We start from the raw sequence: 16537 nt of genomic DNA, 5'->3' as shown, positions 1-16537 counted from the left end.
CAATACCTATAATAGGTACGCTTTTTTCTTAGACATAGGTTTCAAGAAACATACTATAATATATATTGTATGTATTTTTCTAATACTCTATATTTGCATTCTCAAAATTAAACTAACAATGATTAAGATTACTTTGCCCGATGGGTCAGTTAGAGAGTTTGCGCCAGACGCTACTCCGATGGATGTTGCTAAAAGCATTAGCGAAGGATTTGCAAGAAATGTAATTTCGGCTTCTTTTAATGGTACAACTATAGAAACAGTGACTCCTTTAACGACGGACGGCAGTCTTACACTATATACATGGAATGATTTAGAAGGCAAAAAAGCTTTTTGGCACTCTACTTCTCACGTGATGGCACAGGTTCTTGAAGAAATGTACCCAGGAATTAAATTAACTCTTGGTCCAGCAATCGCTAACGGTTTTTATTATGATGTAGATTTTGAAGATCAAAAAATCACTGAAGCAGATTTTAAGAAAATCGAAGACCGCGTTTTAGAAATTTCGAGAGGAAAACATGAATTCAAACTTCGCCCTGTTACTAAAGCAGAAGCTTTAGAACTATACAAGGACAATGTATACAAAACAGAATTGATTTCGAATCTAGAAGACGGAACAATCACATTTTGTGATCACGATACTTTTACCGATTTATGTCGTGGAGGCCATATTCCAAATACTGGACTTATTAAAGCCATGAAAGTAATGAGTGTTGCTGGTGCTTACTGGAGAGGTGATGAAAAAAACAAACAGTTGACTCGTGTTTACGGAACTTCTTTCCCTAAACAAAAAGATTTAACGGAATATCTTTTACTTCTTGAAGAAGCAAAACGTCGCGATCACCGTAAATTAGGAAAAGAACTAGAATTGTTTGCTTTCTCTCAAAAAGTGGGTCAAGGCTTGCCTTTATGGTTACCAAAAGGAGCTGCTTTAAGAGATCGATTAGAGCAATTCTTGAAAAAAGCTCAGAAAAAAGCAGGTTACGAACAAGTAGTTACCCCACATATTGGTCAAAAAGAATTGTATGTAACTTCTGGTCACTATGCGAAATACGGCGCTGATAGTTTTCAACCCATAAATACTCCAGCGGAAGGCGAAGAGTTTTTATTGAAACCCATGAACTGTCCGCACCACTGTGAAATCTACAACGTAAGGCCTTGGTCGTACAAAGATTTACCTAAGCGTTATGCTGAATTCGGTACCGTTTACCGCTACGAACAAAGTGGAGAATTACACGGCTTAACTCGCGTACGTGGTTTTACTCAAGATGACGCCCATATTTTTTGTACTCCAGAACAATTAGATGAAGAATTCAAAAAAGTAATTGACCTTGTGCTTTATGTATTTGGTTCATTAGGTTTCGAAAATTTTACTGCTCAAATTTCATTAAGAGATAAAGAGAACAGAGAGAAATACATTGGTACAGATGAAAACTGGGAGAAAGCTGAAAATGCAATTATCAATGCTGCCGCTGACAAGGGTTTAAACACTGTTGTAGAATATGGCGAAGCTGCTTTTTACGGGCCAAAATTAGATTTCATGGTAAAAGATGCATTGGGAAGACAATGGCAACTAGGAACTATCCAAGTTGATTATAACTTACCTGAGCGTTTCGAACTAACCTATAAAGGTTCTGACAACGAATTGCATCGTCCGGTGATGATTCACAGAGCTCCTTTTGGATCTATGGAACGTTTTATTGCCATCTTACTAGAACATACAGCAGGAAATTTCCCGCTTTGGCTTATGCCAGAACAGGCTATAATATTGTCTTTAAGCGAGAAATATGAAAATTATGCTAAAAAAGTTTTAGATTTGCTAGAAAATCACGAAATTCGCGGGCTAATTGATAACAGAAACGAAACCATTGGTAAGAAAATTAGGGATGCTGAGATGCAAAAAATCCCATTCATGCTGATTGTAGGTGAAGAAGAAGAGAAAAATGGAAGCATTTCTATTCGTCGACATGGTCAAGAAGGAAAAGGAAATATTACCGTGACAATAGAAGAATTTGCTTCGATTGTCACTGAAGAAATAAACAAAACATTAAAAGTATTTACAGTTTAACTTAAATTATAAAGTCATAGCAATAAGAAGTAACAGAGGTTACCAACCTCGCGTAGAAAAAAAAGATGCACACAGGATAAACAATCTTATTCGTGGAGTGCAAGAAGTAAGGCTTGTAGGTGAAAACATTGAGCCTGGAGTTTTTAAACTTTCCGAAGCATTAAGACTAGCGGACGAGTTTGAACTGGATTTAGTTGAAATTTCACCAAATGCAGATCCACCGGTTTGTAAAATCATGGACTATAAAAAGTTTGTCTATGAGCAAAAGAAACGTGAAAAAGTTCTAAAAGCGAAATCTTCACAGGTTGTCGTTAAAGAAATTCGTTTTGGTCCTCAAACTGATGAGCACGATTATGAGTTTAAAAGAAAGAACGCTGAAAAATTCTTAAAAGAAGGTGCTAAACTAAAAGCATTTGTTTTCTTTAAAGGGCGTTCTATTATTTATAAAGATCAAGGTCAAATCTTATTATTAAGATTAGCTACGGATTTAGAAGAATTTGGAAAAGTAGAAGCTATGCCTGTTCTTGAAGGTAAGAGAATGATTATGTTCATTGCTCCGAAGAAGAAGAAGTAATCCTCCCCTAACCCCTCCGAAGGAGGGGAACAAAAAAGAGGAAAAACAATATAAAATTCTCACTTCCTCCCCTTCGGGGAGGGCTGGGGAGGGGAAAAATAAGTAAGTAAGAATAAATTAAAACACTAGGAAAAAATGCCTAAAATGAAAACCAAATCTAGCGCCAAGAAACGTTTTAAAGTTACTGGTTCTGGAAAGATTAAAAGAAAACACGCTTTTAAAAGTCACATCTTGACTAAAAAATCTAAGAAACGTAAGTTAGCATTGACTCACTCAGCGCTAGTTCACAAAACAGACATGAAAAGCATCAAACAACAATTAAGAATCATCTAAATAGTTGATCGTTGGCAGTTGATAGTTGATGGATCTATACTCAACAACTGACAACCAACAACCCACAACTAGATTCTAGGTTAAAAACAATTTCAATAACCTTGGAGTATGGCCTTAAGTTCTCTTGATTAAATTCGGGACGCCTGCTACAAAAAAACAATAAAATTATGCCAAGATCGGTAAATTCAGTTGCTAAAAGAGCAAGAAGAAAAAAAATAATGAAGCAAGCCAAAGGATTCTTTGGTAGACGTAAAAACGTTTGGACAGTTGCAAAGAATGCGGTAGAAAAAGCAATGTGCTATGCATACCGTGATAGAAAAGTGAACAAAAGAAATTTCCGTGCTTTATGGATTCAACGTATCAACGCTGGAGCTCGTTTAGAAGGAATGTCTTATTCTCAATTCATGGGGAAAGTAAAAGCTAACGGAATCGAATTGAACAGAAAAGTTCTTGCTGATTTAGCTATGAACCACCCAGAAGCTTTCAAAGCTGTACTTAACAAAGTAAAATAAACGTTTTATCAACTCAATTTAGGATTACTTACTTATAACGAAACCTCATTCGAAAGAATGAGGTTTTTTGTTATATGATAGTTTCAAAAAAAGCAATTATTTGACTTTTCAGTAATTCAGTTATACAGAAAAATAGTATTTTAGTAAAATGATTTCTCAGAAAATAATATCCAAAATAACAGCTATATTATTGTTACTCCTCACCTTTTGTTCCTGTCAAAAAAAGGAAGAGGTTGTTTTAAAAGGCAATACCTATAAAACAAAACAAGTCAATCAATACTACAAACTTGCCAACGATTATTATGACAATTCTAAATATGACAGCGCCTTTTACTACGCCAACAAGACAAAACTAATAATCAATCCTGAAAAGGAATTTACAAAGTACACTACTACGATGTTTATTTTAATAACATCTCAGCAGCTACAAGGAGATTATTCTGGTGCTGAAAGTACAATTGTAGAAACACTTTCATTTGTTGACAAATCAGATCACGATGGATATAAATGGAAATTCTATGGCATGCTAGCTAGTAATTATTCTAACTTACACAATTACGATGAAGCAATACACTATCATAAAAAAGCAATATCTTTTAATGTAAGTAAAATAAAAAAACTATCCGATGTTCTTAATATTGCTTACGCTTATTCCAGAAAAAAAGATTATAAAAAAGCATTAGATATATATGAACCAATATTAAGAGATCCAGAAATAAAGAAAAACAAATATTACCATTCAAATCTTTTAAACAACATAGGATATTGCTATTTTAAAATTGGTAAACCAAATGCAATTATATATTTAAACAAATCATTAGAAATGAATTATAATATGGATTCAACAGCAGATGACGATTATGATTTAACAAGCAATTACCATTATTTATATGAATACTATCTGATACATGACAAAAAAAAAGCTGTAAAATATGCTAATTTACTTTATCAAAAGGGCACACAATATAACAATCCAGACGATCGCTTACTAGCCTTAAGTCTTTTAATTAAAAACAGCACTGGAGAAGAATTAAAAAAACATTCTCTTAATTACGTCCATCTTAATGATAGCATTACCAAGGTTAGGCAAAAAGCAAAAAACTATTTTGCTAAATTAAAATACGATTCTAAAAAAGAAAAAGAAGAAAATCTTAAACTAAAAGCCGAAAAAGAATTACGACAAGAATTAGAAAAAAACAAAAACATAATAACAGCCTTTACATTAGTAATCTTAACCATTACTTTGGGATTTATTTTCTATTGTTTAATTGAAAAAAATAAAAAAGAGAAACTTCAAACTGCTTATAATACCGAAATTAGGATCGCAAAAAAACTACATGATGAATTAGCCAACGATATTTTCCAAACAATTAATTTTGCCGAAACTCAGGATTTATCTTCTACCAATAATACCGAAAAATTACTCGGGAATTTAGACAGCATTTATTTGACAGCAAGAAATATTTCGAGAGAAAACAGCCTAATTGAAACTGGAAATCTTTTTGAGGCGAACTTAAAAGAAATGATTTATAGTTTTAAAAATCATTCTGTAAATGTTATGATTAATGGTTTAGACAATATTGATTGGTCAAACATAACTAACTTTAAAAAAATCACAATCTATCGGGTACTCCAAGAATTATTAGTAAACATGAAAAAACATAGTAAATGTAACTTAGCTATTGTTTCATTCAAAAAGCAAGAAAACAATCTTCTGTTGAATTATTTTGACAATGGAATAGGAATGAATATTGAAATAAATATTAAAAAAAATGGACTTAAAAATGTAGAAAATCGAATTACAGCTATCAATGGAAACTTTACTTTTGATAGCAAAGTAAGTAATGGAGTTAAAATAAATATGATTATCCCAATATAAACAAATCAGTATGTTTAAAAAAGTATTAATTGCCGAGGATTTAGATTCTATTAGTCAAACCATCATACAAACCTTAGAAAACTTATCTATAACTGATATTCAGCACGTAAAATATTGTGATGACGCCTATATTAGAATTAAAAAAGCGCAGGCTGAAAATGAACCATTCGACTTACTAATAAGCGACTTGTCTTTTAAACAAGATCATAGAGAAAACAAGCTTGTCAATGGTGAAGAATTGATTGCTGCTGTAAAAAAAACACAACATACTATTAAAACAATTGTATTTTCTATCGAAGACAAATCTTTTAAAATAAACTCTCTATTTAATAATTTAGAAATTAATGCGTATGTAATAAAAGGGCGAAATAGTATTAAAGAATTAGAAAAAGCAATCCAAAGCGTTTATAATGGTAACACAAGAATACTACTACCACACACAACTACTAATTCAATAACCGAAAAATCAATAATAGAAATTGAAGCTTATGATATTTCGCTATTAACATTATTATCTAAAGGATTAATTATAAATGAAATTACAACCGAATTTAAAAAATCGGGAATGCTTCCAAACGGGAATAGCAGTATAGAAAAACGACTCAATAAACTCAAAACTTACTTTAAAGCAAACAACAACGTCCATCTTATTGCTATAGCAAAAGATACGGGATTAATCTAAATTAGTCTCATACTAACTAGTTACATTATTTAATTTCCTTCCAAAAAAAAACAGTTCGTTTACGGTTTTCCGTAAAAAACACATTTTTATTAGTTATAAATTTGAATTTTAATCTATATTTTAAACTCATCACTAATAAAAAACACATAGTTAAAAAATAAATAATTCAACTATGAGAACTCAAATAAAAATTCTTTTACAATTGATCTTAATAGGATTATTAACAAACTTAACCTCTTGTATTAATAAAGAGATAGACGATAAAGAATTTGAAAAAAATCAGGAAACAAAAAAATCAACTATTTACAAGTTAAACGATTTTTACTATTATTCCTCAGCAAACAATCAAAAATACAACCATCAAATTAAAGGAGTAGATGAGAATGGTAAAAACGTAAATGGAGTTATAAATCTTGAAGATGAAATAGGAATTGGCGTTTTAAAAGGAAATGACAATAAAGAAATCGAAATTATTAGCGAACATATTAATTCTAACGGAATAATAGCAACTGATATTAATGGTACTCAATATAAATTAAAAGTCGATTAATAATCAATACTAGGTTTTTTGCTTTTTCTTTTTAGCAGCAGGAAACAAAACATTATTCAAAATCAATCGATATCCTGGTGAATTAGGATGTAAATCCAATACGGTTGGAGCATCTCCTACCTTGTGTTGGTAATCTTCGGGATCATGACCTCCATAAAAACAAAACATTCCTTTTCCTTTTTGCCCATGAATGTATCTTGCTTCACCATTTAACTCACAAGTTCCCAAAGTTATAATATTCGATTTAACTAATTTGGCATCAAAAGCGGTGGTTTGCCCCATAAATCCTTTTACGAGTTGTGTATGATTTTGACAAAGCATAGAAGGAATTGGATCCCATTTAGCCGAAAACTCCATAAGAGTAAAATAATCTTTCTCCATGGGAACATTTCTTTTTTCGGTCATATCTAAATCTGAAAACTCATATTTTTCGGGTCTACGTTCTAAGACAAAATCTTTAAAAGCAAAAGAATTATTATAATCAAGTTTGGATTGATAATTAGCCTCGCTTGGATCGCCATCAAACATGGATTCGCAAATATCTACTCCATCAGCTGATAAAGCAATATCAAAACTATCTGTTGCTGAACACATGGCAAACATAAACCCACCCCCAACAACAAAATCTCTAATTTTCTTGGCAACAGCTCCTTTTTCTTGCGAAACTTTAGCATAGCCCAATTTTGAAGCGAGATTTTCAGCGTCTTTTTTTTGTTCGATATACCAAGGTACATTTCGATAAGAACCGTAAAATTTACCATATTGTCCCGTAAAATCTTCGTGATGCAAATGCAACCAATCATAAAGAATTAATTGATCACTTAAAACTTCTTCATCATAAATAGCGGTAAAGGGAATTTCGGCATAAGTTAAAACCAAGGTCACTGCATCATCCCAAGGCTGTTTTCCTTTTGGAGTATAAACAGCTATTTTTGGTGCTTTTTCGAGAATTACATTTTGCATATTTTGGGATGGACTTGCAATTTCGTTTAAAATAGTCTGCTCTTCATTATCAGAAAGTATTTCGAAACTAACTCCTCTAATTTGACATTCTTTTCGAATTTCAGTTGCATCTGGCAATAAAAATGAACCTCCACGATAATTAAGTAACCAACTCGCCTTGTACTTTTTATCTAAACACCAATAGGTGATTCCATAGGCTTTTAAATGATTTTGCTGCGAATTTTCATCCATTGGCAACAAAATAAAAGAAGCCTTTACCGAAAAAGAGAGTAAGACAATAGTAAGAAAAGCTATTTTTCTGAAAACCATTAGAATGTTTTATTTCAAATATAAAGCTTTTATCTTAAAACGGCATATCATCATCGTCGTCATCATTCAAATTACTTCCAAAAGCTTCATGAGGAGACGGTAGGTTTTTAGTAATAAAAGAATTATCGTCTTGATTCATTGATGATGGTAAATCAGCATCATAACCACTACCATAATCGTCTAAGTTATCAAACTTACCTAAATGACCTATGAATTTTAAACGAACATTCTCAATACCACCATTACGGTGTTTAGCAATCATAATTTCGGCTTGTCCCGCTGTAGGAGATGCTTCGTCATCATCCCATTCGTCAATTTTATAATATTCAGGACGATACAAAAACGATACAATATCGGCATCTTGCTCAATCGCTCCCGATTCACGAAGGTCAGAAAGCAAAGGCCTTTTACTAGAACCACGCGTTTCTACAGCACGCGATAACTGAGAAAGTGCAATTACAGGAACATTTAATTCTTTAGCCAAGGCTTTTAAATTTCGAGAAATAGTAGAAATCTCCTGCTCTCTATTTCCTCCACCTTTTCCATTTCCTCCAGCTGTCATTAACTGTAAATAATCGACAATAATAATTCTAATGCCATGTTGCGAAACCAAACGTCTCGCTTTTGCTCGCAAATCAAAAATAGATAGCGAAGGTGTATCATCAATATACAAAGGTGCTTTTTCTAAATCTTTCACTTTTGTACTCAGCATCGTCCATTCGTGAGGTTCTAATTTACCTGTACGTAATTTTTCCGAAGACAAACCTGTTTCTGACGAAATCAAACGAGTAATTAACTGTACCGATGCCATCTCTAATGAGAATAATGCCACTGGATGTCCATAATCAATAGCCATATTTCTAGCCATCGATAATACAAATGCAGTTTTCCCCATTGCAGGTCTCGCAGCAATAATAATTAAATCACTTGGCTGCCATCCCGAAGTAAGCTTATCTAAATTAGTAAAACCTGTTTCAACACCACTTAAACCTTCTTGTTTGCTAATTTCTTCAATACGTTTTTTAGCTTGTAAAACTAAACTTTGTGCAGTTTCTGAACTTCGCTTGATATTTCCTTGTGTAACTTCGTAAAGTTTAGATTCGGCTTTGTCTAATAAATCAAAAACATCGGTAGTTTCATCATAGGAATCTTCGATAATTTCAGAAGAGATTCGAATCAAACTGCGCTGAATATATTTTTGAAGAATAATCCTGGAGTGAAATTCAATATGTGCTGATGAAGATATTTTTTGCGTTAGCTGGATTAAATAGAAATCGCCTCCTGCTAACTCTAATTTTGCATTTTTTTTCAACTGTGCTGAGACAGTCAATAAATCAATAGGTTGAGTTTCTGTAAACAATTGAACAATTGCCTCAAAAATATGTTTATGGGATTCTTTATAGAAAGCGTCGGGCTGTAGGATATCAATAACATCATCAACTCCTTTTTTATCAATCATCATCGCCCCAAGAACAGCTTCCTCTAAATCAAGCACTTGCGGCGGCAGTTTTCCTTTTTCTAAGTTTATTATTGTAGTTTTATCCACCTTTACAGGCTTAACATTCTTGAAATTTTCCATACTACGAAAGTAACATATTTTTTAAAAAAAACGCAGTTTAGTTATTACAACAATATGTTTATAACTAGCATTTTTTTGTTTATAACCAAAAAAAAATCCGTCTCGTTCTAGGTTTTAGCACGAGACGGATCATATCTTAAAAAAGGATAATTATTCTTTAAATTCTCCCATTTTAGTGTATTTATCCATTCTTTGAGCGATTAAATCAGCTGTTGATAAAACTTTCAATTCGTTGTATCCTTTTAAAATATATTCTTCAACTGTTTTAAAAGTAGTTGCTCTGTCATAATGTGCCCCACCTAGCGGTTCTGGAATAATTTCGTCTATTAATTCTTGTCTTTTCATGTCGGCAGAAGTCAATTTCAAAGCATCAGCAGCTCTTTCTTTGTATTCCCAGCTTTTCCATAAAATAGAAGAACAAGACTCTGGAGAAATAACCGAATACCAAGTATTTTCAAGCATGTAAACACGGTCTCCTACACCAATTCCTAATGCTCCGCCTGAAGCACCTTCACCTACAATAATGGTGATAATTGGTACTTTAAGTAAAACCATTTCGTAAATATTTCTTGCAATAGCTTCACCTTGTCCACGCTCTTCGGCTTCTAGACCTGGATATGCTCCCGGAGTATCAATTAAGGTAACTACTGGGATTCCAAACTTCTCCGCCATTTTCATCAATCGCAACGCTTTACGATAACCTTCAGGATTAGCCATCCCAAAATTTCTATACTGACGTGTTTTAGTATTGTATCCTTTTTGTTGACCAATAATCATAAAAGATTGACCACCAATTTTCCCTAAACCACCTATCATGGCTTTGTCATCCTTAAAACCTCTGTCTCCATGAAGTTCTAAAAAAGTCTCACCACAAAGTCCTCTAACATGATCTAAAGTATAAGGTCGGCTAGGATGCCTTGATAATTGCACACGTTGCCAAGCGGTAAGATTTTCATAAATATTCTTCTTAGTTTCAATCAGTTTTTCATTGATTTTAGTACAAGTAGCTGTAACATCAACATCTGATTCTTCTCCAATGACTTGACATTTACTTAACTGTTCTTCAAGTTCTTTTATTGGAAGCTCAAAATCTAAATATTCCATAGGATTTGTGCGTTATTATTTTATTTGGAAGTGCAAATATAAAATTTTAAATCATTTACACCCTTTTATTTTTTATTTTAGTCTTAACCAGCAAAGATTCCACGTGTAATACATTTTATTTATAAAGCGCATAAAAACCCCATCTTACTGATAATCAAACTAAAAATATTATTATTCGAATCTATTATTTTTAATTTGACATTTTAACTTGATTGCAATCAATTACTGTAAAATCGATTACAAAGTGGGATTAGTTGCTTTTATTTTATTATCTCGTTGGTGTTTTAAAATTCCATTTAGAATGACTGTTAAAACGATGACAACAGCACCAATATAAAAGGAAGCACTCATTTTTTCTTTTTCTCCAATTATAAAATACGCCAAAACAATTCCGTAAACAGGTTCTAGATTTGTTGTTAGCATTACCGTATATGGACTCAATTGTTTCATCACTTTTACCGATGCCGTAAAAGCATAAGCGGTACAAACAGAAGACAAAACAAACAATAAAACCCAATTATCGAAAGAAACGTTAAAAAATTCAATTGTAAACTTATTTTCTACAATGAAATAACAACTTATAAATAATACTCCTGCAAGAAACTCATAAAAAGTAATCACTGCCGAATCGTGCTTTTGAATTAATTTCCCATTATATAGCGTAAACAAAACGCCTAATACAATAGAAACAAAAGCAAACACCATGCCTTCAAAATAAGCCACTTCAACCTGCATGATTATTGCTAATGCTACAATGATGATTAACCCAAAGAATACTTCGTACCAAAGGACTTTTCGACCATAAAATAACGGTTCCAACAAGGAAGCTAAAAAAGCACCCAATGAAAAAACAGACAAAGTGATAGAAACATTAGATACATGTATGGCATAAAAAAAGAAAATCCAATGCAATGCAATTAACAAACCTACAAAAGTTAATTTGAGTAAAGAATCTCCTGCAACACGAAATGACTTTTTAGAAAAGAAAATATAAATCGCTAAAAACAATGCAGCCAAAAGCATTCGGTACCAAACTATCACATCGGCTTCAATAGTAAGCAAAGCCCCTAAAATGGCGGTAAATCCCCAAATAAATACTATCAGATGAAGATTGAGATAACTTTTAAGTCTATCGTTTGGCATTGCGTAGTAAAAATACAGCTAGAATTCCGAAAATAATATTAGAAAACCAAACTGCTAACAAAGGAGAAAAAGTAGATTTTTCGGCTAACACACCGAATATTTTATCAAAAAAAACAAATCCAAAAGCAACAGCGATTCCTATGGTTAAATTCATTCCCATTCCACCTCTTCGTTTCATAGAAGAAACCGATACGGCAATAATAGTCAAGATAAATGCCGAAACGGGAACACTAAATTTTTTATATAAAACTACCATGTAGGTATTAATATTCGAAGAACCACGCTTTTTTTCCTTGTCAATAAAATCAATCAATTCATTAAGTCGTAATGTCTCAGCTATATAAACCACGGGAGTCAAATCTTCAAGTTCAAATTTAAATTTTACATTTTTTTCTGGTAAAACTTCAATCTTATCGCCTAATTTCCCAACGGTTCTTTTAGAATAATCATATAAAGTATAGGTACTGTCTTTTTCATTCCATTTAATCCTACTGGCTGTGATTTTAGAAATCATTTTCTCTTTTTCAAATCTTTCCAAAGAAAAATTAAAAGCCATTTTAGATGCAGTATTAAAATTACTTACATACAAAAACTCATGATCATTCAGTTGTCTGTACACATCGGTATTATCTCCTACCATTTGCTCTCTTCCACCTGATCTTAAGTACATATATCGAAAATTATTGAATCCTTCACTGGCTTTTGGAGCCACATAAAACCCCATCAATAAAACCAAAACAGAAACTATAGAAGCACCAATAATGTAGGGTTTTAAAAAACGGGTGAACGAAATTCCCGAACTTAATATGGCTATAATCTCGGTATTGTTAGCTAATTTTGATGTAAACCAAATAATAGATAAAAACAGAAATATTGGAAACAACGAGTTTGCAAAATAGATGGTGAAATTATAGTAATAGATAATAATTTCCTTTAATGGAATTTTATTTTCAATCATCTTATTAATCTTCTCCGAAACATCTATGATAATTCCTATAGGAATAAACATCAACAACATAGCCCCAAAAGTGGCTAAATATCTTTTTAAGATATACTTATCTAATATTGTTAACATATTTTTAAGTTAGAGGTTAGAGGTTAGAGGTTAGGAGTTAGGAGTTTCTTAACGCATAACCTCCAACTCCCAACTTCTAACTTTTTTCACAAACGTTGGTTCATGTTTTTTACCATCATTTCTTTCCATGGTCTAAAATCGCCAGCTAAAATATGTTTTCTAGCTTCGCGCACTAACCACATATAAAAACCAAGATTATGAATCGTAGCAATTTGCTTTCCTAAATATTCATTGGCAGCAAAAAGATGGCGCAAATATGCTTTTGAATATTCCGTATCCACAAATGTAATTGCCATTTCGTCAATTGGCGAAAAATCATCCTCCCATTTTTTGTTTTTTATATTGATCGTTCCATTAGCCGTAAACAACATTCCGTTTCTGGCATTACGAGTAGGCATCACACAATCAAACATGTCAATTCCTAACGCAATATTTTCCAAAATATTAATAGGCGTTCCTACTCCCATTAAATACCTTGGTTTATCTTCTGGTAAAATCTCAGTAACGACCTCAGTCATTGCATACATTTCCTCTGCAGGTTCACCAACAGACAATCCGCCAATAGCATTTCCAACTTGGTTCGAATTCGCAATATATTCTGCCGATTGACGTCTTAAATCTTTATAAGTACTTCCCTGAACAATTGGAAAAAAAGCTTGGTCGTAACCATATTTTACAGGTACTTTGTCCAAATGATTGATACAACGATCCAACCAACGGTGTGTCATGTGCATCGAACGCTGTGCATACCTATAATCGCAAGGATAAGGCGTACATTCGTCAAAAGCCATAATAATATCAGCCCCAATAGTACGCTGAATTTCCATTACACTTTCTGGAGAAAAAAAATGGTACGAACCATCAATATGCGATTTGAACTTTACTCCTTCTTCCTTAATTTTTCTATTATTCGAAAGAGAATACACTTGATATCCTCCAGAATCAGTCAAAATATTACGATCCCAATTCATAAATTTATGCAAACCACCCGCTGCTTCTAAAATTTTAGTTTGCGGACGCAGATACAAATGATAGGTATTTCCAAGAATAATATCAGGATTAATATCGTTTTTTAGTTCTCTCTGGTGCACTCCTTTTACCGAGGCAACAGTGCCTACAGGCATAAAGATAGGCGTTTCAATTACACCGTGATCTGTGGTAATACTTCCTGCTCTAGCTTTAGAAAGTGGGTCTTTTTTTAATAAATCAAACTTCATACTGCAATTTTTCTTCCGATTGTTCGGCTGGCAAAGATAGTTTAATTTAGAAAATGTTAGTCTGTTTTTAACAGCAAAGTAAGAACCTTATCTTTTAAAATTTTTAGCCACGAATTACACCTATTAATACCATTTAGAATATTAAAATCGAATAACACAAATTCTATTTATTTTAATAATTTGTATTAATACAGAGTGTAATTTGTGCTTATTTGTGTAATTCTTGGCAAAAAATTTCAAATACGAATGCCTTGTTATATGGTTTAAAAAAAAGTGACACTAATATTCGTAACTTTGTTAAATAATCAATTACCAATACAAATGAAACTCAACATTCAAGATACTTTCAACAAAGAATTACCCGCCGACCCTGTTACAGAAAACTACGTAAGACAGGTCGAAAATGCTTGTTTTTCATTGGTAACACCTACAAAAACTGCCAATCCTCAAATTCTTCATGTTTCACCAGAAATGCTAGAAAACTTAGGATTATCAGCAACCGACGCACAAACTGACGAATTCAAAAACGTTTTCACTGGAAACGAAATTTTAGCGGATACAAAGCCTTATGCTATGTGTTATGGCGGACATCAATTTGGAAACTGGGCAGGACAACTCGGAGATGGTCGCGCTATTAATTTAACCGAAATCGTTCATAATAATCAGCGTTGGGCAATCCAACTTAAAGGAGCTGGAAAAACACCTTATTCTAGAACTGCCGATGGACTAGCCGTTTTGCGTTCTTCCATTCGGGAATATTTATGCAGCGAAGCCATGTTTCATCTTGGCGTTCCTACTACACGAGCTTTATCTCTTGCCTTATCGGGAGACGAAGTTTTAAGAGATGTTTTGTATAATGGAAATCCCGCTTACGAAAAAGGAGCTATCGTTAGCCGTATTGCACCCAGTTTTTTACGTTTTGGAAATTTCCAAATCCTAGCCGTTCGCAATGATATTGAAACACTAAAAAAATTAGTTGATTATACCATCAAACATTTTTATACTGAATTAGGTACACCTTCTAAAGAAAGCTATCTCCAATTTTTCAAAAAAGTGGCTGAAAACAGTCTGGAAATGGCCATTCATTGGCAACGTGTTGGTTTTGTACACGGTGTAATGAATACCGATAATATGTCAATTCTGGGATTAACTATTGATTATGGTCCTTACGGTTGGCTGGAAGGCTATGATTATGGCTGGACACCAAATACAACCGATTCACAACACAAACGTTACCGTTACGGAAACCAACCCAATATTGTACTTTGGAATTTGTACCAACTCGCCAATGCCTTATTTCCATTAATCGAAGAAAAAGAAGGATTAGAAGCTGTTTTAGCCGATTTTGGTACTGCCTTCGAAAGCAAATACTTAAATATGATGCGTTCTAAAATTGGTCTTTTCACTCAAGACGAAAACGATCAAACTTTAATTCAAGAACTGGAAAACAATTTGCATCTAACAGAAACCGATATGACTATTTTCTATAGAAATCTAAGTCGTTTTCAAAAAGAATATACAGAACAAGGCATCTCGCTTATTCAAGATGCTTTTTATAGTTCAATTTCAGAAGCTTCAGAAATTACAGAAGCCTGGAATAAATGGTTTGAGAAATACAGCCTTCGTTTGCAATTAGAAAAAGAATCCAACGCAGAGCGTGCAGAAAAAATGAACGCTATTAATCCAAAATATGTGCTGCGCAATTACATGGCTCAACTCGCTATCGATACAGCCGATAAAGGAGATTACAGTATGATTGATGAACTTTTCAATTTACTTAAAAATCCATATTCTGAACAAAAAGATCAAGAAAAATGGTTCGCCAAACGCCCTGATTGGGCAAGAAACAAGGTAGGTTGTTCTATGTTGTCGTGTAGTTCTTAGTTATTTAATCTGACCAAAATTTATCAAACTTATTTCTATTAGCATTTAACAGCAACATGAAACATACCTTATTAATAGTTCCCGGATTAGGCGATTCGACCGCAGGACATTGGCAAGACAGTTGGTTACAGCATTTTCCAAATACTAAAAAAGTAGTACAGGATAATTGGAACCAACCGCAAATAAAGGATTGGTTACACAATTTAGATACAACTATAAAAGCTATTGAAACTCCCATTGTTATTGTGGCTCACAGTCTGGCAGTTTCTTTAGTAGCCCATTGGTCACAACAAAACGATACTAGCAAAATCGTCGGCGCTTTACTCGTTGCTCCCGCCGATGTAGAATCGTCAGAACACACACCTGAAGAAATTTGGAACTTTGCTCCTATTCCCATGAATCAATTAAAATATCCATCGATTGTTATTACCAGTTCAAATGATCCTTATATTTCTGTAGAGAGAGCCGAATTTTTATCTAAAAATTGGGGAAGTCAGTTTTATAATGTTGGACCAAAAGGACATTTGAATTTAGCATCACAGCTCGGACTTTGGGAAGAAGGACAAGAAATTCTTCAATCTTTGATTCTATCCATTAAAGAAAATCAATAGTTTAAAAACGACAAAAAAAGTACTTAATATTAGTAACCCCTAAACATATTTTTAGAA

Annotated in this window: 15 protein-coding genes; 9 read left to right on the top strand and 6 right to left on the bottom strand. The window is 33.1% G+C overall.

What is annotated here, in order from left to right:
• Positions 1-118 precede the first annotated feature (118 nt).
• The 7 genes from thrS to AAGV28_RS01950 all read left to right on the top strand — a co-directional run bounded on the left by thrS (position 119) and on the right by AAGV28_RS01950 (position 6595).
• Positions 119-2065 carry a threonine--tRNA ligase gene (gene thrS / locus AAGV28_RS01980; protein ID WP_373405147.1) on the top strand — a complete coding sequence of 649 codons (1947 nt, stop codon included), beginning with the start codon at positions 119-121 and terminating at the stop codon, positions 2063-2065.
• 16 nt (positions 2066-2081) lie between these two features.
• Positions 2082-2639, top strand: coding sequence for a translation initiation factor IF-3 (gene infC, locus AAGV28_RS01975; protein ID WP_373393294.1), 558 nt, complete (start codon positions 2082-2084; stop codon positions 2637-2639).
• Between the two features lie 135 nt (positions 2640-2774).
• Positions 2775-2972 carry a 50S ribosomal protein L35 gene (gene rpmI, locus AAGV28_RS01970; protein ID WP_022827375.1) on the top strand — a complete coding sequence of 66 codons (198 nt, stop codon included), beginning with the start codon at positions 2775-2777 and terminating at the stop codon, positions 2970-2972.
• Between the two features lie 167 nt (positions 2973-3139).
• Positions 3140-3484, top strand: coding sequence for a 50S ribosomal protein L20 (gene rplT / locus AAGV28_RS01965; RefSeq protein WP_035633036.1), 345 nt, complete (start codon positions 3140-3142; stop codon positions 3482-3484).
• 190 nt (positions 3485-3674) lie between these two features.
• Positions 3675-5363 carry a tetratricopeptide repeat-containing sensor histidine kinase gene (locus AAGV28_RS01960; RefSeq protein ID WP_373405146.1) on the top strand — a complete coding sequence of 563 codons (1689 nt, stop codon included), beginning with the start codon at positions 3675-3677 and terminating at the stop codon, positions 5361-5363.
• 10 nt (positions 5364-5373) lie between these two features.
• A complete protein-coding gene (locus tag AAGV28_RS01955) occupies positions 5374-6045 on the top strand; it encodes a response regulator (RefSeq protein ID WP_373405145.1) in 672 nt (223 codons plus the stop codon).
• 172 nt (positions 6046-6217) lie between these two features.
• Positions 6218-6595, top strand: coding sequence for a hypothetical protein (locus AAGV28_RS01950; protein ID WP_373405144.1), 378 nt, complete (start codon positions 6218-6220; stop codon positions 6593-6595).
• A gap of 9 nt (positions 6596-6604) precedes the next feature.
• Here AAGV28_RS01950 and AAGV28_RS01945 read toward each other — a convergent pair whose 3' ends face one another.
• The 6 genes from AAGV28_RS01945 to tgt form a co-directional block, all read right to left on the bottom strand.
• Positions 6605-7867 carry an asparagine synthetase B gene (locus AAGV28_RS01945; RefSeq protein WP_373405143.1) on the bottom strand — a complete coding sequence of 421 codons (1263 nt, stop codon included), beginning with the start codon at positions 7865-7867 and terminating at the stop codon, positions 6605-6607.
• 34 nt (positions 7868-7901) lie between these two features.
• Entirely contained in the window at positions 7902-9446 is a 1545-nt protein-coding gene (dnaB, locus tag AAGV28_RS01940) for a replicative DNA helicase (RefSeq protein ID WP_373405142.1), read from the bottom strand.
• Between the two features lie 150 nt (positions 9447-9596).
• Positions 9597-10550 (bottom strand): acetyl-CoA carboxylase carboxyltransferase subunit alpha, encoded by a 954-nt coding sequence (locus tag AAGV28_RS01935; RefSeq protein ID WP_373405141.1) that lies wholly within the window; start codon positions 10548-10550, stop codon positions 9597-9599.
• Between the two features lie 237 nt (positions 10551-10787).
• Positions 10788-11693, bottom strand: a complete 906-nt coding sequence (locus AAGV28_RS01930) for a DMT family transporter (RefSeq protein ID WP_373405140.1) — start codon at positions 11691-11693, stop codon at positions 10788-10790.
• The gene (locus tag AAGV28_RS01925; protein WP_373405139.1) at positions 11680-12768 is read right to left on the bottom strand and encodes an LptF/LptG family permease; all 1089 of its coding nucleotides are present in this window, start codon (positions 12766-12768) and stop codon (positions 11680-11682) included. Before AAGV28_RS01925 ends, AAGV28_RS01930 begins: the two co-directional genes overlap by 14 nt.
• Before the next feature lie 86 nt (positions 12769-12854).
• A complete protein-coding gene (gene tgt / locus AAGV28_RS01920) occupies positions 12855-13985 on the bottom strand; it encodes a tRNA guanosine(34) transglycosylase Tgt (protein WP_373405138.1) in 1131 nt (376 codons plus the stop codon).
• A 321-nt stretch (positions 13986-14306) separates the two neighbouring features.
• On the opposite strand from tgt, the gene AAGV28_RS01915 reads away from it, so the two are divergent.
• Both AAGV28_RS01915 and AAGV28_RS01910 read left to right on the top strand, forming a co-directional pair.
• Positions 14307-15869 (top strand): protein adenylyltransferase SelO, encoded by a 1563-nt coding sequence (locus AAGV28_RS01915; RefSeq protein WP_373405137.1) that lies wholly within the window; start codon positions 14307-14309, stop codon positions 15867-15869.
• A gap of 56 nt (positions 15870-15925) precedes the next feature.
• Positions 15926-16480, top strand: a complete 555-nt coding sequence (locus AAGV28_RS01910; RefSeq protein WP_373405136.1) for an RBBP9/YdeN family alpha/beta hydrolase — start codon at positions 15926-15928, stop codon at positions 16478-16480.
• Positions 16481-16537 lie beyond the last annotated feature (57 nt).

The organism is Flavobacterium zubiriense, from assembly GCF_041729725.1.
In the GTDB taxonomy this organism is placed as follows: domain Bacteria; phylum Bacteroidota; class Bacteroidia; order Flavobacteriales; family Flavobacteriaceae; genus Flavobacterium; species Flavobacterium zubiriense.
The sequence above is the reverse complement of the archived record's forward strand: the minus strand, read 5'-3'. Positions and strand labels throughout refer to the sequence as shown.

Excerpts from the sequence above, each read along its gene's own strand:
- AAGV28_RS01945 (WP_373405143.1), bottom strand. The coding sequence starts at position 7,867 with ATGGTTTTCAGAAAAATAGCTTTTCTTACTATTGTCTTACTCTCTTTT.
- AAGV28_RS01910 (WP_373405136.1), top strand. The coding sequence starts at position 15,926 with ATGAAACATACCTTATTAATAGTTCCCGGATTAGGCGATTCGACCGCA.
- AAGV28_RS01930 (WP_373405140.1), bottom strand. The coding sequence starts at position 11,693 with ATGCCAAACGATAGACTTAAAAGTTATCTCAATCTTCATCTGATAGTA.
- AAGV28_RS01935 (WP_373405141.1), bottom strand. The coding sequence starts at position 10,550 with ATGGAATATTTAGATTTTGAGCTTCCAATAAAAGAACTTGAAGAACAG.
- tgt (WP_373405138.1), bottom strand. The coding sequence starts at position 13,985 with ATGAAGTTTGATTTATTAAAAAAAGACCCACTTTCTAAAGCTAGAGCA.
- thrS (WP_373405147.1), top strand. The coding sequence starts at position 119 with ATGATTAAGATTACTTTGCCCGATGGGTCAGTTAGAGAGTTTGCGCCA.
- rplT (WP_035633036.1), top strand. The coding sequence starts at position 3,140 with ATGCCAAGATCGGTAAATTCAGTTGCTAAAAGAGCAAGAAGAAAAAAA.
- rpmI (WP_022827375.1), top strand. The coding sequence starts at position 2,775 with ATGCCTAAAATGAAAACCAAATCTAGCGCCAAGAAACGTTTTAAAGTT.
- AAGV28_RS01955 (WP_373405145.1), top strand. The coding sequence starts at position 5,374 with ATGTTTAAAAAAGTATTAATTGCCGAGGATTTAGATTCTATTAGTCAA.
- AAGV28_RS01925 (WP_373405139.1), bottom strand. The coding sequence starts at position 12,768 with ATGTTAACAATATTAGATAAGTATATCTTAAAAAGATATTTAGCCACT.
- AAGV28_RS01950 (WP_373405144.1), top strand. The coding sequence starts at position 6,218 with ATGAGAACTCAAATAAAAATTCTTTTACAATTGATCTTAATAGGATTA.
- dnaB (WP_373405142.1), bottom strand. The coding sequence starts at position 9,446 with ATGGAAAATTTCAAGAATGTTAAGCCTGTAAAGGTGGATAAAACTACA.
- AAGV28_RS01915 (WP_373405137.1), top strand. The coding sequence starts at position 14,307 with ATGAAACTCAACATTCAAGATACTTTCAACAAAGAATTACCCGCCGAC.